We start from the raw sequence: 18,576 nt of genomic DNA, 5'->3' as shown, positions 1-18,576 counted from the left end.
GGCGCCATGAGCACATCCATCGATCTCCGAGCCGATGCGCCTTCCGGGCTGTCACCGCTCAAGCGCGCCTACCTCGCGCTCGACCAGGCGCAGGCGCGCTGCCGCGAGCTCGAACGCGCCGACCAGGCGCGCTCGGAGCCGATCGCGGTGGTCGGCGTGGCGTGCCGCCTGCCCGGGGGCGCCGACGGTCCCGAGGCCTACTGGCGGCTGCTGGAGGGCGGCGTCGATGCGGTCTGCGACACGCCGGCCGATCGCTTCGATGTCGACGCCCACTACGACCCCGACCCCACGGCACCCGGCAAGATGTGCACCCGGCGCGGCGGCTTCCTGCGCGAGCCGATCGACCGCTTCGACGCACCGTTCTTCGGCATCTCGCCACGCGAGGCCGAGAGCATGGACCCGCAGCACCGGCTCTTGCTGGAAGTCGGCTGGGAGGCGCTCGAGAACGGCGCGCAGGCCGGCGAACGGGTCGCCGGCACTGGCAGCGACACCGGCGTCTTCATCGGGATCACTTCGCACGACTACGCCGACCTGCACCTGGCCGGCGCCGACTGGCTGCAGGTCGGCGCGCACCTGATCACCGGCAACACCCACAACGCCGCGGCCGGCCGCCTGTCGTACTGCTTCGGATTCCAGGGCCCGTGCGTGGCGGTGGACACCGCCTGCTCGTCGTCGCTGGTCGCGGTGCATCTGGCCTGCCGCAGCCTGCTCGACGGCGAATGCCGGCGCACGCTGGCCGGCGGCGTGAACCTGATCCTGTCGCCGACGGCGACCATCGCGCTGTCGCAGGGCCGCGTGCTGGCGCCCGATGGCTGCTGTCGGGCTTTCGACGCAGCGGCCTCGGGGATGGTGCGCGCCGAAGGCTGCGCGGTCGTCGTGCTGAAGCGGCTGTCGCACGCGATCGAGGATGGCGACGACATCCGCGCGCTGATCCGCGGCAGTGCGATCAACCAGGACGGCCCGAGCAGCGGACTGACGGTGCCCAACGGGCCGGCGCAGGAAGCGCTGATCCGCCGCGCGCTGGCCGTGGCCGGGGTCGAGCCCGGCTCGATCGACTACCTCGAAGCGCACGGCACCGGAACGCCGCTGGGCGATCCGATCGAGCTGCGCGCGCTCGCCGGCGTGTTCGGCGCCGGGCGGGATGCGGCTCGTCCGCTCGTCATCGGATCGGCAAAGACCAACCTCGGTCACCTCGAAGCCTGCGCGGGGATGGCCGGCTTGATCAAGGTCGTGCTGTCGCTGCAGCACCGGCAGATCCCGCCCCACCTGCACTTCAGCGCGCCGACGCCGCACTTGCCGTGGAACGAGCTGCCGTTCGTGGTCCCGACCGAGACGCGCCCATGGCCGGAAGCTGCGTCACCGCGGCGCGCCGGTGTCAGCTCGTTCGGCTTCAGCGGCGTCAACGCGCACGTGGTGCTCGAGGAAGCCCCGAGGGCGGCACCGCGCGCCAACGAGGCGGATGCCGCGGCCGATCGACCGCTGCACCTGCTCGTGCTGTCGGGGCGCTGCGACGCGGCGCTGCGGGAATCGGCGCGACGCCACGCCGCGCACTTCGAGCGCCATCCCGGGCTGTCGGCTGGCGATGCGTGCGGGTCGGCCGCGGCCGGTCGCGCCCATGCGAGCCATCGACTGGGCGTGATCGGCGCCTCGCTCGGCGATCTGGGCGACCGGCTCGCCGCGTTCGCCGACGATGGCGGCGACAGCGCGGCGTGGCTGCACCGCGTGACGCCGTCCGTGGCGGCGAAGGTCGCGTTCCTGTTCACGGGCCAGGGCTCGCAGTATCCGGGGATGGGCCGCGGGCTCTTCGACGCCGAGCCGGCATTCAGGCGCACGCTCGAACGCTGCGACCTGATCCTCAGACCGTACCTGCCGTGCCCGCTGCTGGAACTGCTCTACGGCACGCCGTCCGAGGCCCGGGGCGCGTCGCTCGACGACACTGCGTGCGCGCAGCCGGCCCTCTTCGCGCTTGAATACGCCCTCTCCGAAATGTGGCGCTCCTGGGGCGTCGAGCCGACGGCCGTCCTCGGCCACAGCCTCGGCGAGTACAGCGCCGCCTGCGTGGCCGGCGTGTTCGGGCTGGAGGACGGGCTGCGGCTCGTCGCCGAACGCGGCGCGCTGATGCAGCGACTGCCGCGCGACGGCGCGATGCTCACCGTGGACGCCCCGCTCGCCGAGGTCGAGCGGGCGCTGCGGCCGCATGCCGCGGCCGCCTCGATCGCCGCCTGCAACGCGCCGGGGAATGCCGTCGTCTCGGGTCACGTCGACGCGATCGCGGCGATCGCCGGGCATTTTGCCGCCCTGGGCGTGCGAACCGAACGGCTGCGGATCTCGCATGCCTTCCATTCGCCCTTGGTCGATCCGGTGCTCGACGAGTTCGAGCGCTCGGTCGCCTCGGTCGCGCTCGCCGCGCCGCGCATGGCGCTGGTCTCGTGCGTCGATGGCGCGGTGGCCGGGCCCGAGCTCGCGCTGCCCGCGCACTGGCGCCGCCATCTGCGCGCGACGGTGCGCTTCGCCGATGCTGTCGCCGTCGCGCGCGCCCGCGGCTGCTCGGTGTTCCTGGAGATCGGACCCAAGCCGACCCTGATCGGCCTGGCGCAGCAGGTGCTCGACAGCGACGCCTCGGAGGTCGCCTGGCTGCCGAGCCTGCGGCCCGCACGCGCGGATCTGCAGCAGATGCTGGAAAGCCTCGCGGGCGCACACCTGCACGGGGTGCGCGTCGACTGGGCCGGGGTCGATCGGGGCCGCCAGCGTCGTCGCGTTGCACTGCCGACGACACCGTTCCAACGCGAACGCTGCTGGCTGGAGTTGCCGATCGGGCGCTCTGCCAGCGCGGCGGCGTCGCGCGCGGCCGGGGCGCCGGGCGACCACCCGCTGCTCGGCGCCAGCCTCGATCTCGCCGCGAGCCGTGATCTCTGCTTCGAGTCGTGCGTCGGCCGCGAATCGCCGCTGTTCCTGCAGGACCATTGCGTGTTCGAGGAGGCGGTCCTGCCGGCATCGGCGTATCTGGAGATCGCCGCCGCCGCCGCATGCACGGTCTTCGCCAGCGATGCGGTGGTGCTCGAGAACATCTCGTTCGAGCGCGCGATGCGCCTGCCCGCGCGCCAGGCACGGACGGTGCAGACGGTGCTGCGGCCCGACGCTGCCGATCCCGAGCGCTTCGCCTTCGAGATTCACAGCCGCGGCATGGACGTGGCCGGCGCAGGCTGGCTGCGTCACTCTGCCGGCACGCTGCGACGCAGCGCGCCGGGTGATGCCCCGGGCGGGCCGCAGGACCCGGCCCGGTTCCTCGACGACCCCGGCACCGAGGTCGACGTCCAGGCGCTGTACCGCGGCTGCCGCGATCGCGGCATCGGGCTCGGGCCGCGTTTCCAGGCGCTGGGGCGCGTCTGGCGGCGCGGCGACACGGCCCTTGGCGAAATCGCGCTGCCGCGGCCCGTGCTCCACGGTGCCGGCGCGTACCGGCTCCATCCGGTGCTGCTCGATGCCGCGTTGCAGGTGATCGGCGGTGTCTACGCCGGGCGCGACGACTCGGATGTCTATTTGCCGGTCGCGCTCGACCGCCTCGTTGTCCACCGCCGGGGCGGCAGCGCCGGCTGGAGCCGCGTGCGCGTCGAGCCGATCGGCGGCACCGATGAACGCAGCCTGCGGGTCGACGTCGAGTGGGTCGCCGCCGACGGACAGCGTGTCGCGGCCATTGACGGGCTGCACCTCAAGCGCATCGAGCGTGGGCAGTGGCAAGTCGCCGCCGCGACCGCGGGCTTCGCCGACTGGCTCTACGAAGTCGATTGGCAGCCGGACACCACCGAGAGGGCGCCGGCGGCCGACCGGCGCGCGCCGCAACGCTGGCTGATCCTCGCCCCCCCGCGCTCGGCGCTCGCCGACGCGCTGCAGCGCGAGGTCGCCGCCGCCGGTGACCTCGCGAGCGTCGTGCCGCCAGCCGCCGCCGAGGCGCTGCCTGCCGATTTCACCGGGCTGCTCGCGGGGCCCGACGCGCCGGCGCGCATCGTCGACCTGTGGCCGACCGACCCGGCCGCCGCCGACGATCCGCACGAGGCCACTCGCCTGGGCTGCGAAGCCGCGCTGCAGCTGGTCCAGGCCGTTGCCCGCGCCGGCACGGCGTGGCCTGCCGAAGTGTGGTTCGTGACGCGGGACGCTCAGCCCGTCGGCGAACGCCCGGCACTCGCCGGCCTCCTGCAGGCGCCGGTGACCGGGTTGGCCAAGGTCGCGGCCCTGGAGCACCCGGAGCTGCGCATCGTCTGTGTTGACCTTGACGCGGACGACGGCAGCGACGCGCAGGACGCCGCGCGCGCGCTGCATGCCGAGATCTGCCGCGCGGCGGGAGGCGAAACCCAGGTCGCGTTGCGCCGCGGCCAACGCCACGTGGCTCGACTCGCGCGCCACGCGCCGCGCGCACCGCGGCGGCCCGTGGTCATCCGCCCCGACGCCAGCTACCTGGTCACCGGCGGACAGCGTGGCCTCGGGCTCGAGACCGCGCGCTGGCTGGTCGGGCGCGGCGCGCGCTCGGTGGTGCTGCTGGGCCGCAGCGACGCCGCGGCCGAGATCGCCACCCAGCTGGCCGAGCTGCGCCGCGGCGGCGCGGTCGTCCTGCCGATGCAGGCCGACGTCAGCGATGCGGCGCAGCTCGCGCGCGTGTTCGCAGACATCGACGCCCGGCTGCCGCCCTTGGCGGGCATCGTGCATGCGGCCGGCGTCCTCGACGACGGCATCGTTGCGCAACTGACGATCGAGCGCTTGCGCTGCGTGCTCGCGCCGAAGCTGCTCGGGGCTTGGCACCTGCACTGCCTGACGCGTGAGCGCCGGCTCGACTTCTTCGTGATGTACTCGTCGCTCGCGTCGCTGTTCGGCTCGCCCGGCCAGGGCAACTACGTGGCAGCGAACGCCTTCCTCGACGCGCTCGCCCACCACCGTCGCGCGCACGGCTTGCCCGCGCTCGCCATCAACTGGGGCGCCTGGTCCGAGATCGGCGCCGCGGTGCGGCACCGGGTCGAGCAGCGCACGAAGGCCCAGGGCATGGGTTCGATTGCCCCGGCGCAGGGGATGTCCATCCTCGAGCACCTGCTCGCCGGGACCTCGCCACAGGTCGGCGTCGCGCCGATCGACTGGCCCACCTTCGCCGGCCGTGCCGGCACCGGGCAGGCCCCGGCGTTCTTCGCCCGCTTCGCCGCCGGGAGGCCGCGCGCGACACCCCTGGGCGCTCGGCCTGTCGGCGCGGACGCCCCCGCCGCGGCGCTCGACCTCGGGCTCGAACTGGCCGCTGCGGCGCCGGCGCAGCGCTGCGAGCGCCTGGCCGCGCATGTGCGCGCGCAAGTGGCTGGCGTGTTGCGACTGGCGGTCGAAGAGATCGACACCGGGCGGCCGCTCAATCGCATCGGCCTCGATTCGCTGATGGCGGTCGAACTGCGCAACCGGCTGCGCGCGCAGCTCGGACTCGACGTGCCGCTGGTGCGCTTCATGGAGGAGACCAGCATCCGCGGGCTCGCGGCCGACCTGGCCGCGCAACTGGCGCAGCCCGTGCAGCCCGCACCGCCGAGGCCGCCCGCGCCGCTGGTGCCCGACGAGGCCTCACTGCTCGCGCGACTCGACGAACTGAGCGACGACCAGATCGACGCTCTGCTCGATGCCGCCTTGGCCGACCCTGTGCCACCGACGCCATGAACGCCACCCCTCGCGACCGTCAGGGCGACCACCGCCAGCTCTCGGCGCACGACAAGCGCGCGCTGCTCGCTTCGCTGCTCAAGCAGCGCGCCGCGGCGGCCGAGACGACCGTTGCGCTGTCGAACGGGCAGGAGGCTCTGTGGCTGTTGCACCAGCGCGCGCCGCTGAGCGCGGCCTACAACACCGCGTTCGCGGTGCGCGTTCGCTCTGCGGTCGACACTGCCGCGCTGCGCGCGGCGCTGCACGCGATCGTCGAGCGCCATGCGTCGCTGCGTACGACGTTCGAGGCCGTGGACGGCGCGCCAGTGGCAAGAATCAGGGCGCACGGCGAAGGCTGGCTCGACGTCATCGACGCCCGCGGCTGGAGCGATCCGACGCTGCGCGAGCACGCCGCCGAAGACTACCGCCGTCCGTTCGACCTGGAGCGCGGGCCACTGCTGCGCACCAGCCTGTTCACCCGGGCGAGCGACGACCACCTGCTGGTCGTCGCGCTGCACCACATCGTCTGCGATGCCTGGTCGATCTGGATGCTGATGCACGAACTCGGTGTGCTGTACCCGGCGCTGCTCGAAGGACGGCACGCCGGGCTGCCGCCGGTCACGGCGCAGTACCCGGACTACGTGGCCTGGCAGCGGCGCGTGCTCGACGGCCCCGAGGGCGAGCGGCTGTGGCACTACTGGCGCGACGCACTCGCGGGCGAGTTGCCGGTGCTCGACCTGCAGCTCGGCCGACCCCGCACCACGACACCGCGACTCGGCGGCGCGTCGCACTTCTTCGAATTCGACCGCGCGCTCACGCAACGGTTGCTCGAACTGGGCAAGGCCCATGGAGCGACCCTGTTCATGGTGCTCCTGGCGGCGTTCCAGACGCTGCTGCACCGCTACAGCGGCCAGCACGATCTGATCGTCGGCTCGCCGGCGGCCGGGCGAAACCATCCGGACACGGCGGCGACGATCGGCTACTTCGCCAACCCGCTGCCACTGCGCGCCGACTTTCGCGGTGATCCGTCCTTCGCGGAACTGCTGAGCCGGGTGCGGCACACGGTGCTTGACGCGCTCGCCCACCAGGACCTGCCGTTCCCGCTGCTCGTCGAGCGCCTCCAGCCGCGCCGCGAACCGGGCCGCTGGCCGGTGTTCGACGTGATGTTCGTGCTGCAGCGCCCCCCGCAGTCCGAGCAGTTCGCCTCGCTGCTGGCCGGCACAGGCCCGAGCCGCATTGGCGGTCTCGACGTCGAGCCGTTCGCGCTGCCCCAGATGGAGGGCCAGTTCGATCTGACCTGGGAGGTGGTCGAGGGACGCGACTCGTTGCCGTGCGTGCTGAAGTACGACCCCGAGCTGTACGACGCCCAGACGGTGCAGCGCATGGAAGGGCACTTGCGCACGCTGCTCGACGCGCTGGCCGACGACCCGCGCCAGCCGGTCGGCCGGCTGCCGTTGCTGACCCCGGCAGAGCGCGACCAGGTGTTGCGCGCCGGGCGGGGGCCGGAGCGAGCCTATCCGCTCGAGCGCTGCCTGCACCACTGGATCGAGGACCAGGTCGAACGCAGCCCCGACGCGACGGCGGTGCTGCTTGCCGAAGGCGGCGCGCGGCTGACCTACCGCGATCTCGACCGGCGCGCGAACCGGCTCGCGCACCGCCTCCTGCGCCTCGGCGTCGGTCCGGGCGAAGTGGTCGGTGTCCTCGCTGAGCGCTCGCTCGAACTGGTGGTCGGTTTGCTCGGCATCCTGAAGTCGGGTGGCGCCTACCTGCCGCTCGACCCCGACCATCCGCCACGGCGCCTCGCGCGGATGGTCAGCGACGCTGGCGCGAGGGTGCTGCTGACGCATGGCAGGGTGGGCGGCGAGGCGAACGACGTGGTCGAGGCCGCCTCGCAGGTGATCCACCTCGAAATCGGCGAAGCCGCCGATGCCGATGCCGATGCCGATGCCGCCGACGCGCGGCGGGCCGCCTCGCCGGTCTCCGCCGACGACCTGGCCTATGTGATCTACACCTCCGGGTCGACCGGCGAGCCGAAGGGCGTCGAGAACACGCACCGCGGCATCTGCAACCGCCTGCTCTGGATGCAGGACGAGTACCGGCTCGAGCCCGCCGACCGCGTGCTGCAGAAGACGCCGATCGGCTTCGATGTCTCGGTGTGGGAGTTCTTCTGGCCCCTGATGACCGGTGCGACGCTGGTGATGGGGCGCCCCGGCGGCCATCGCGACCGCGACGCGCTGGTCCACACGATCGCCGTTCATGGCATCACGACGCTGCACTTCGTGCCGTCGATGCTGCGCCAGTTCCTCGAGGCGCGCGATCTCGCCCGTTGCCGGGCGACGCTGCGGCGCGTGTTCTGCAGCGGCGAGGCGCTGCCGTTCGAGTTGCAGCAGCGCGTCTTCGAGCGCCTCGATGTCGAGCTTCACAATCTGTATGGCCCGACCGAAGCCGCGGTCGACGTGACCCACTGGAGATGCCGGCGCGACACTGCGCTGCAGACGGTGCCGATCGGCCGGCCGATCGCCAACACCCGCATTCACCTGCTCGACCGCAACGGCCAGCCGGTGCCGATCGGCCTGCCTGCGCAGCTGCACATCGGCGGCGTCGCGGTCGCCCGCGGCTATCGCAACCGGCTCGACCTGACGGCCGAGAAGTTCGTGCCGGACCCGTGGGCCGATGCGCCCGGCGCGCGCATGTACCGCACCGGGGACCTGTGCCGGTGGCGGCCCGACGGCAACATCGACTACCTGGGTCGCATCGACACGCAAGTCAAGCTGCGCGGCCAGAGGATCGAGCTCGGCGAGGTCCAGGCGACGCTCCGCGCGCACCCGCAGGTCGGCGATGCCGCGGTCGATGTCGAGCGTCACGGCGACGACGCGCGGCTGCTCGCCTGGTTCGTGCCCCGAAACGGCACCGGCGGCGTGCCGGATGCCACCGAGCTGCGACGCTTCCTGCGCGAGCGCCTGCCCGAGGCCATGGTGCCGGCCGCGTTCGTCGCCCTCGAAGCGCTGCCGCTGACCCCCAACGGCAAGCTCGATCGCGCCGCGCTGCCGCGCCGCACCGCGGCACCCGCGCAGCAGCCCGCCGCAGCGGGCACCAGCGAGATCGAACACCGCATCGCCGCGATCTGGTGCAGCGTGCTGCGCATCGACACGGTCGGCGCAAGCCACAACTTCTACGACGCCGGCGGTCATTCGCTGCTGCTCGCGACCGTGCAGACGCGCCTGGCCGAGGCGTTCGGTCGAGCACCGTCGATGGTCGAGATGTTCCAGTTCCCGACGGTGCGCCAGCTCGCCGCGTTCTATGCCGGGACGCCGGCGGCGCAGGCGACGCGTGCCGCGCCGGCGGCCGCCGCGCGCGCGCAGGGCGACGTCGCGATCATCGGCATGGCCGGGCGATTCCCGGGCGCCGCCGACGTCGGAACGTTCTGGCGCAACCTGTGTGCCGGCGTCGAGTCGATCCGCGTCTTCGACGATGCCGAACTCGCCGCAGCGGGTGTCCCGCCATCGCAGCTGGCCGACCCGCGCTATGTGAAGGCGTTCGGGGCACTCGACGGCGTCGAGATGTTCGACGCAGCGTTCTTCGGCTTTCCGCCGCGCGAGGCCGAGCTGATGGACGTGCAGCACCGGCTGCTGCTCGAATGCGCGTGGGCCGCGATCGAGAGTGCCGGCCATGACCCGCAGGCCGAGCAACACCGCTATGGCCTCTACGCCGGCGTCGGGATGAACCGCTACCTGCTGGGCCACCTGCTGGGTCAGCCGGGATTCGCCGACTCGCTCGACGCCTCGGAGCTGTACCGGCTGATGATCGGCAATGACAAGGATTTCGCGCCGACCCGGGCGTCGTACAAGCTCGGACTGACCGGGCCGAGCGTCAGCGTGCAGACCGCCTGCTCCACCTCGCTGGTCGCGGTGCACCTGGCGTGCCGCAGCCTGCTCGGCGGCGAATGCGACACCGCGCTCGCCGGCGGGTGCTCGGTGACCCTGCCGCAGGACCGCGGCTACCTGCACCAGGAGGGGATGATCCTGTCGCCGGACGGCCACTGCCGCGCCTTCGACGCCGACGCAGGCGGCACGGTCGGGGGAAACGGTGTCGCCATCGTGGTGCTCAAGCGCCTCGACGACGCGATCGCCGAGGGCGACCACGTCCACGCCGTGATCAAGGGCTCGGCGCTGAACAACGACGGGGCCGCGAAAGCCGGCTACACGGCGCCCAGCGTCGCCGGCCAGGCCGCCGTGATCGGCGCCGCGCTCGCCGCGGCCGGAATCGACCCGCAGACCATCGGTTACATCGAGGCGCACGGCACCGCGACGCCGCTCGGCGACCCGATCGAGGTGGCCGCGCTGGCGCGGGCATTTCGGGCGGCGGCCACGCGCACCGACGGCACCGACCGCACCGGCTACTGCGCGCTCGGGTCGGTGAAGACCAATGTCGGGCACCTGGACAGCGCGGCGGGCGTCGCCGGGCTGATCAAGGCGGCGCTCGCGGTCGAGCATGGCGTGATTCCGCCGAGCCTGCATTTCCACGCCCCGAATCCGGCACTCGACCTGTCGCGCACGCCATTCTTCGTGCCGACCGAGCTGCAGCCCTGGCCGACGCCCGACGGGGTGCCGCGGCGCGCCGGCGTCAGCTCGTTCGGGATCGGCGGCACCAACGCCCACGTCGTGCTGGAGCAGGCTGCGCCAGCCGACCCCGGCCCAGCGCGGCGAACGGTGCATCCGTTGCTGCTGTCGGCGCGCCGGCCCGACGCGCTCGACGCCGCCGCCGCGCGGCTCGCCGATCACTTGCGGCGCCAGCCACAGCTCGAGCTGGCCGACGTGGCCTACACCCTGGCCTGCGGCCGCCGCGCGTTCGACCACCGGCGCATGCTCGTCTGCGGCAGCCTCGACGAGGCCATCGCGGCGCTCGAAGGAGGCGGGGCCACCGTCGATGAGGTGGCTGACGCCGAGCCCGGCACGGTGGCGTTCATGTTTCCGGGGCAGGGCGCGCAGCACGCAGGGATGGCGCGGGAGTTGTACCGCACCGAGCCGGTGTTCCGCGACCAACTCGATGGCTGCGCCGACGCGCTGCGTCGGCACGCCGACCTGGACCTGCACGGCCTGCTTTTTTCACCGTCGTCCAACGACGAGCAGCTCAGGCAGACCGCCGTTGCGCAGCCGGCGCTGTTCGCCGTCGAGTACGCATTGGCCCGGCTGTGGATGTCGTGGGGCACGCAGCCCCAGGCGCTGATCGGCCACAGCCTCGGGGAGTACGTGGCCGCCTGCCTGGCCGGTGTCTGGTCGCTCGACGATGCCCTCGGCCTGGTGGCGTTGCGCGGCGAGCTGATGCAGCGCCAGCCCGCCGGCGCGATGCTGGCCGTCTCGCTCGCCCAGGACGAGGTGCAGTCCTGGATCGGCGACGAGCTCGCGCTCGCGGCAGTCAACGCACCGGGGCTCTGCGTCGTCTCCGGGCCCTGCGGGGCGGTCGCGGCGCTGGCCGAACGGCTCGCTGCGCAGGACATCGCCTGCCGGGCGCTCGCCACCTCGCACGCGTTCCACTCGCCGATGATGGCGCCCGTGGTCGAGCCGCTGCGCGCGCGCTTGCGCGCGACCGCCTGCCGGGCGCCGTCGATCCCCTTTGTCTCGAACGTCACTGGCACCTGGATCGAGCCGGCGCAGGCGACCGACCCCGACTATTGGGCGCGCCACCTGATGCAGCCGGTGCGCTTCGCCGACGGCCTCGACGCATTGCTCGCCGAGGCACCGCGCTGGCTGATCGAGGTCGGCCCGGGCGATACGCTGTGCGGCCTTGCGCGGCGCCACCCGCGGCGCCTGGCGAGCCGGATCGTCGCGTCGCTGCGCACGGCGCACGATCCGCGGCCTGAAGCGGCGCATCTGGCCGAGGCGGCCGCGCGGGTCTGGCTCGCCGGCGGGCCGATCGACTGGGGCGCGTTTCATGCCGGCCAGCGTCGGCGCCGCGTGCCGCTGCCGACCTATCCGTTCGAGCGCCGCCGACACTGGATCGAGGTGGTGCGTCCGGACCCCGGCAAGGCCACGCCCGGGGCCCAGCGCGGACTCGACGCCTGGTTCCACATCGCGTCGTGGCAGCGCACGCCGCCCACGCCCGCCGCCCCTGGCGCCGGCACGCACTGGCTCGTGCTGACCGACGACTGCGGCCTCGGCACGGCGATCGCCGCGCGGCTCGACGCCTGCGGCGTGCGCGTCACGCAGGTGAGCGCGGGGGCGGCGTTTGCGCGCCGCGACGCGTCGCACTACGTGGTCCGTGCGGCCGAGCGTGCCGACCACGAGGCCGTGCTCGACGCGCTGCGCGCCGCCGCCGCGCCGCCGCCCTGCGTCGTTCTCCACCTGTGGAACGTCACCGCCGAGAGCGTCGATGCCGTGGACGGCGCGAGCCGGGATCGCAGCTACCACAGCCTGGTCGCGCTGGCCCAGGCGCTCGGCGGCGCAGCCGACGCGTCGCCCTGTCACATCGCAGTGGTCTCCAACCGGCTGCACGACGTCGCGGGCGACGCGCCCATCGAAGCCGCGAAGGCGCTGCTGCTCGGGCCCGTGACGGTGATTCCGCAGGAATACGCGCGCCTCGCGTGCACCAGCCTCGACATCGACCTGGCCCCGGCGCACCGCGAGCGGCACGTCGCATTGCTCATCGCCGATGCCTCGCTCGCCACGAGCGACCTGCCGATCGCCTACCGGGGTGGCTACCGCTGGACGCAGAGCTTCGTGCCGGCACCGCTGCCGGCGGCCGCGTCGGCGGTGCGGCCGGAAGGCGCGTACCTGGTCGCCGGGGGCACCGGCGGCGTCGGGCTCGCGATGGCCGAGTGGCTCGCGGGTGCCGCGGCCAACGTGAAGCTCGCGCTGCTCGCACGCGGCGATGCGGCACCGGGCGACGTCGAGCGGCTCGAACGAGCGGGCGCCCAGGTGCTCCAGGTCCGTGCCGATCTGGCCGACCCAGCGCAGCTGCGCGTCGCGCTGGCCGAGGTCCGCCAGCGCTTCGGCGCGCTCCACGGCGTGATCCATGCCGCGGGCATTCCGGGCGGCCGCGTCATGGCGCTGGCCGGGCGCGAGGATGCCGAGCATCAGTTCGAGGCCAAGGTCGATGGCACGCTGCACCTCGATGCCCTGCTGGGGAGCGAGGCGCTCGATTTTTTCATCGTCTGCTCGTCGCTGACCTCGACGCTCGGCGGCGCCGGGCAGGCCGCCTACGCCGGCGCCTGCGCGTTCCAGGACGCCTGGGCGCAGGCGCGCGCAGCGCAGGGCGCGTGCGGGCGCGTCGTCGCGATCGACTGGGATCGCTGGGACAACGTGGGCATGGCCCGCGGCGCGCAGGCCCGCTTCACCGAGCTGACCGGTGCCGAGTTGCCTGCGGGCATGCAGGCCGGCGAGGCGACCGAGGCGCTCGGACGCGTGATCGCTGCCATGCCGGCGCTGCAGGCGCGGATCGTCGTCTCGGTGCGCGACCCGATGGCCGAGCGCGCGCGCTCGTGCGGATTCCAGCTCGGGTCGGCCGGCCAGCGCGCGCAGGCCGCCACGCCACCGGCGCGCCCCGACGGTGCCGGCGACTACGTGGAGCCCGAAGGCGACAGCCAACGGCTGATCGCGGACCTGTGGCGGCGCGAGTTCGGAATCGATCGGGTCGGGGCCCACGACGACTTCTTCATGCTCGGGGGCGATTCGCTGATGGCCATCCGGCTCACCGCGCGGTTGCGCCAGGCCCTGGCGGTGCCGCTGGACGCGCGGGTGCTGTACGAGGCGCCCTCGGTCAGCGCGCTCGCCGCGCACGTGGCGGCGATGCGCTGGGTGGCGGGCGAGCGCCACGAGGCCGCGGCGCACGAAGAGGAGGGCGCGCTGTGAGACCGATCGGTGAATTGTTCGTGGAACTGCAGCGCCTCCAGGCCCACGTCTGGGACGACGGCGGGCGCCTGCGGTATCAGGCGCCGCGCGGCGCGCTGACGCCGGGGCTGCTCGACGAAATGCGCACGCGCAAGGCCGAGATCCTCGCATTCTGCGGCCGCGGCGCGCGCTCCCTCGCGCCGCGCCCACCGCTGCTGCCGCAACCGCGCGGTGACGACATGCGCCTGCCGATCTCCCTCGCGCAGCAGCGGCTGTGGCTGCATGACCGCGTGTACGGCCAGGACGCCGCCTACAACATCGCGCTCGCCCTGCGGCTGCGTGGCGCGCTCGACCGCGACGCGCTGCGCGCGGGCCTGGAAGCGCTGCTGCGCCGCCACGAACCGCTGCGCACTGCGTTCCACGAGGAGGGCGACCAGGTGTACCAGCGGATCGACGCCGCAGCGCCGCTGCCCTGGCGGCAGGTCGATCTGCGCGCTCTCGCGCCGCGACAGCGCGTCGACGAGGCGCGCCGCCAAGCCGCCACCCAGGCCGCGCAGCCGTTCGACCTCGGCAGCGCCCCGTTGCTGCGCAGCGTGCTCTGGCAGCTGGGCGACGACGACCACGTGCTGCTCCTCGTCGTGCACCACATCGTCGCCGACGGTCGATCGATCGAGGTGCTCGCCGACGAGCTCGGCGCCTGTTACGCCGCTCGGCTCGCCGGGCAGGCGGACGGGCTCCCGGCGCTGGCGCTGCAGTTCGCCGATTTCGCATGGCACCAACGCGAGTCGGCCGACGCCGCAGCGCTCGGCGAGTCGCTCGGCTACTGGCAGCGTCGGCTCGCGGGCTTGTCGCCGCTGCTCGCGCTGCCCACCGATCGGCCGCGGCCGCCGGTTCCCTCGACGGCCGGCGCGGCCGTGCACTGGACATTCGACGCCACGCTGACCGGGCGGCTGCGGCGTCTCGCGCGCGAGGCCGGCGCGACGCCGTACGTCGTGCTGCTCGCCGGTGTCGCCCTGCTGCTCGCGCGCTACTGCGACTGCGATGACCTCGCGATCGGATGCCCCGTCACCCACCGCGACCGCCCGGAACTCGAGCGGCTGGTCGGCTTCTTCGTCGACACGCTCGCGCTGCGCATCGACCTGTCGGACCCCGGCGAGCCCCTGTCGTTTCTCGAACTGCTCGCGCGCACCCGCACCGCGGTCGCCGAGGGCTTCCACCATCAGCGAGCGACCTTCGATCAGGTCGTCGAGGCGCTCGGTATCGCGCGCCATGCCGGCCATGCGCCACTGGTCCAGGTCAGCGTTGCGATGCTCGACGCGCGCCACGCGGCGCCTCGCCTGCCCGGCATCGACGCCGAGCCGTTCGAGCTCGACAACCCGACCGCGCGCTACGACCTGTCGATCGAGATCTACGACGGTGAAGCTGCCATCGACCTGTACTGGATCTACGCCACCGCCCTGTTCGACCGCGACTCGGTGCAACGCATGGCGCGGCACCTGCGCAACCTGCTCGACGCCGCGCTTGCCGATCCCGCACGCCCGGTCGCGACGCTGGCGATGCTCGATGCCGACGAACGCCAGGCCGCGCTCGAGGCCGGCAACGACACGGCAGTCGGCTGGGGCCTCGCCGACGACGGCGGCCTTTTCGTCCACAGGCTGTTCGAGGCGCAGGTTCGGCGCACGCCCGAGGCGGTGGCGGTGAGCGCGGACGACCGCCACTGGCGCTACGCCGCGCTCGACGCCCGCGCCGACCGTCTTGCCCGCCGGCTGCGGCGCCTGGGCGTCGGGCCGGACGTCCTGGTGGGCGTGTACCTCGAACGCTCGTTCGACCTGGTCGCCGGGCTGCTGGCGGTGCTGAAGGCCGGCGGCGGGTACGTGCCGCTCGATCCGGACCATCCGCAGGAGCGGCTGGCGCTGATGATCGAAGACGCCCACCCCTCGGTGCTCCTGACGCATTCGGCGCTCGCCGCACGCCTGCGCGCCGGTGGCGCGCAGGTGCTCTGCGTCGACAGCGACGCCGGCGGCGACGGGGGCGAGGGACTCGCGCCTGTCGAACTGCGCGGCGAGAACCTCGCGTATGTCATCTACACGTCGGGATCGACCGGCGTCCCCAAGGGCGTGATGATCCCGCACCGCGCGATCGGCAACCACATGCGATGGATGGCCCAGCGCCTGCCGCTCGGGCCTGGCGACGCGGTGCTGCAGAAGACGCCGTGCGGCTTCGACGCGTCGGTGTGGGAGTTCTACGCGCCGCTGATCGCCGGCGCGCGGCTGGTGCTCGCCGCGCCGCGGCGCCACGCCGATCCGGCCTACCTGCTGCGGGTCGTGCGCGAGCAGGCGGTCACGGTGCTGCAAATGGTGCCGACGCTGCTGCATCTGCTGGTCGACCACCCGGACTTCGCGCGGTGCCCCTCGCTCAGGCGCATCCTGAGTGGCGGCGAAACGCTCAGTGCGGACCTGGCGCGGCGCGCCGCCGCGACCGGCGCCGAGGTCTACAACCTGTACGGGCCCACCGAGGCCACGATCGACGCGACGTACTGCCGCTGGCAGGGCTCCGCTGCCACGTCCGCCGCGAACGTGCCGATCGGCACGCCGATCGCCAACATGCGCGCCTACGTGCTCGACGCCGCAGGCGAGCCGGTGCCCACCGGCGTCGCGGGCGAGTTGTGCCTGGCGGGCTTGGGCCTCGCGCTCGGCTACCTGAACCGTCCGGAGCGGACCGCCGAGCGCTTCGTCCGCGATCCTTTTTCGACACCGGCCCCTGCCGATGCGCGCATGTACCGCACCGGCGACCGCGTCCGCCGCCTCGCCGACGGCCAACTCGAACTGCTCGGCCGCACCGATCGGCAGGTCAAGCTCCAGGGCGTGCGCATCGAGCTCGACGAGGTCGAGGCGGTGCTGGCGCTGCATCCGGCGGTCGCCCAGGCGGCGGTTACGCTGCAGGCGACGACCGAGGGCCCCATGCTCGTCGCCTGCGTCGTCGGCGACCCGGCGCCCGATGCCGCCGAACTGCGCGCGTACCTGCGCGCGCGACTGCCCGACGCGGCCCTGCCTGCGGCCTTCGTGGCGTTGCCGGCCTTGCCGACGACGTCCAGCGGCAAGGTGGACCGGCAGGCCCTCGCGGCGCTGCCGACGCCGCGCCCGACGGCCCGCGAACCAGCGCCTGCGCGCACGCCGACCGAGGCCGCGCTCGCGCCGATCTGGGCCGAGCTGCTCGGGCGCGAACTCGTCGGGGTCGACGACGACTTCCTCGATCTGGGCGGCCACTCGCTGGCCGCGATCCGCGTCATCGGGCGCATCCGCCAGGCGTTCGGCGTCGAGCTGAGTCCGCAACTGCTGTTCGAGGGCGCGACGGTCGCATCGCTGTCGTGCGCCGTCGACGAGGCGAGGGCGCTCGCCCGGGACGTCGCGGCCGATCGGCTGCGTGCGCAGATCGGGCAAATGGACGCGGCCGAAGTGCGCGACTGGCTGCAACGCAAGCGGGGTCCGACCCGCGTGGCAGCGGCTGCGCCAGGGAGGCCGACATGAGCCTGTCGCACGACGCGCTGCAGCAAGACCGCGACGCCCTGCTCGAACTGCTGCTGGCCGAGGAGGAAGCGGCCGCGGCGGAAGCGGCGTCGCGACCGCTCGCACCGTCGTTCACCGGCGAGGACGCCGCGCGCGCGCCGCTGTCATCGGGCCAGCGGCGGCTGTGGCTGCTGCACGAACTGGCGCCGCAAAGCCCGGCCTACAACCTCACCAGTGTGCTGCGCACCCGCGGGCCGCTGCGCGTCGACGCCTTCGGCGAAGCAGTCTCCGGCGTGGTCGCGCGACACGCGATCCTGCGCACCACCTTTCATCGCGGGCCCGACGAGCCGTTGCAGCGCATCCACCCGCCGCATCGGGTGCCGCTGCCGCTGGACGATCTCGTGCCGCTCCCGCCGGCCGAACGCGACGCCGAAGTCCGGCGCTGCGTGGCCGAGGAGACCGACCGGCCTTTCGACCTGGAACGCGGGCCGGCCCTTCGGCTGCGCGCGCTGCGGCTCGCCGCAGACGAACACCTGCTGCTGATCTCGGCGCACCACATCGTCTTCGACGGCTGGTCGATGGGCCTCTTCGTCGCCGAGCTGGCAGCGCTGTATCGCGCGGCAGCGCGCGGCGAGCAGCCCGCCTTGCCGCCGGTGGCGCTGCAGTTCGCCGACCATGTGGCATGGGAGCGGCAGCAGGACTTCGCGCCGCAGATCGACTACTGGCGGCGCACGCTCGCTGGTGTTCCCGATCTCGAGCTCGTCGCCGACCGACCGCCGGCCGCGCTGCCATCGTTTGCGGGCGCCTCCCTGCCGTTCGCCTTGCCGAGCGCCACCACCGAGGCACTGCGCCGAGTCGCACGACGCCACGGCGCGACGCTCTTCATGGCGCTGCTCGCGGGGTTCGAAACGCTGCTGTCCCGCTACAGCGGGCAGGACGACTTCGCGCTCGGCATTCCGGTCGCCAACCGCGGGCGGCCCGAGGTCGAGCAGACGATCGGGTTCTTCGTCAATACGCTGGCGCTGCGCGCGCACCTCGGCGGCGAGCCGACATTCTCCGAACTACTGGAGCGCACCCGCGCCGCGGTGTCGGAAGCGTTCTCGCACCAGGACGCGCCGTTCGAGCGCGTCGTCCAGGCGCTGCACCCCGAACGCAACACCTTGCACCTGCCGCTGGTGCGCGTCGTTTTCGCGCTGCAGAACGCGCCCGGGGGCCCACTCGCTCTCGACGATCTGACGCTGGAGCCGCTTCCTGTCGAGCGCCGCTCGGCGAAATTCGATCTGGCGCTGCTGGTGCGCGAAGCCGAGGCGGGACTCGACGGCGAACTGGAGTACGCGACCGAACGCTTCGACGCCGCCACCGCGGCGCGAATGCTCGACCATTTCCGGGTGCTGCTCGAAGCGGCCGCGGCCGCTGCGCAGACGCCCATCGCGGCGCTGCCGATGCTCACCGAGGCCGAGCGCCGCCAGCTCGCCGGCTGGAACGACAGCGCGAGGCCGTATCCGCGCGACGACGGGCTCGGGCCGCTGGTTGCGCGCCAGGCGGAGCGGACCCCGCAGGCCATGGCGGTCGAGTTCGGCACCGTTCGG

Annotated in this window: 4 protein-coding genes; all 4 read left to right on the top strand. The window is 73.4% G+C overall.

The genetic code is table 11. From position 1 onward, the window contains the following. The first annotated feature begins 6 nt into the window (after positions 1–6). Complete coding sequence (locus QTI04_RS31785) at positions 7–5,676, top strand: type I polyketide synthase (RefSeq protein ID WP_286619210.1); 5,670 nt, start codon at positions 7–9, stop codon at positions 5,674–5,676. After that, the gene (locus QTI04_RS31780; protein WP_286619208.1) at positions 5,673–13,502 is read left to right on the top strand and encodes a non-ribosomal peptide synthetase/type I polyketide synthase; all 7,830 of its coding nucleotides are present in this window, start codon (positions 5,673–5,675) and stop codon (positions 13,500–13,502) included. Before QTI04_RS31785 ends, QTI04_RS31780 begins: the two co-directional genes overlap by 4 nt. 14 nt (positions 13,503–13,516) lie before the next feature. Next, positions 13,517–17,008 (top strand): amino acid adenylation domain-containing protein, encoded by a 3,492-nt coding sequence (locus tag QTI04_RS31775; protein ID WP_286619207.1) that lies wholly within the window; start codon positions 13,517–13,519, stop codon positions 17,006–17,008. After that, positions 17,005–18,576: condensation domain-containing protein (locus tag QTI04_RS31770; protein WP_286619206.1), on the top strand; the 1,572-nt coding region annotated here is incomplete at its 3' end. The genes QTI04_RS31775 and QTI04_RS31770, both read left to right, overlap by 4 nt.

This window comes from Variovorax sp. J22R115 (assembly GCF_030317005.1).
GTDB lineage: Bacteria > Pseudomonadota > Gammaproteobacteria > Burkholderiales > Burkholderiaceae_C > Variovorax.
Note: the sequence above shows the minus strand (reverse complement) of the source record. Positions and strands in the feature narration are given on the sequence as shown.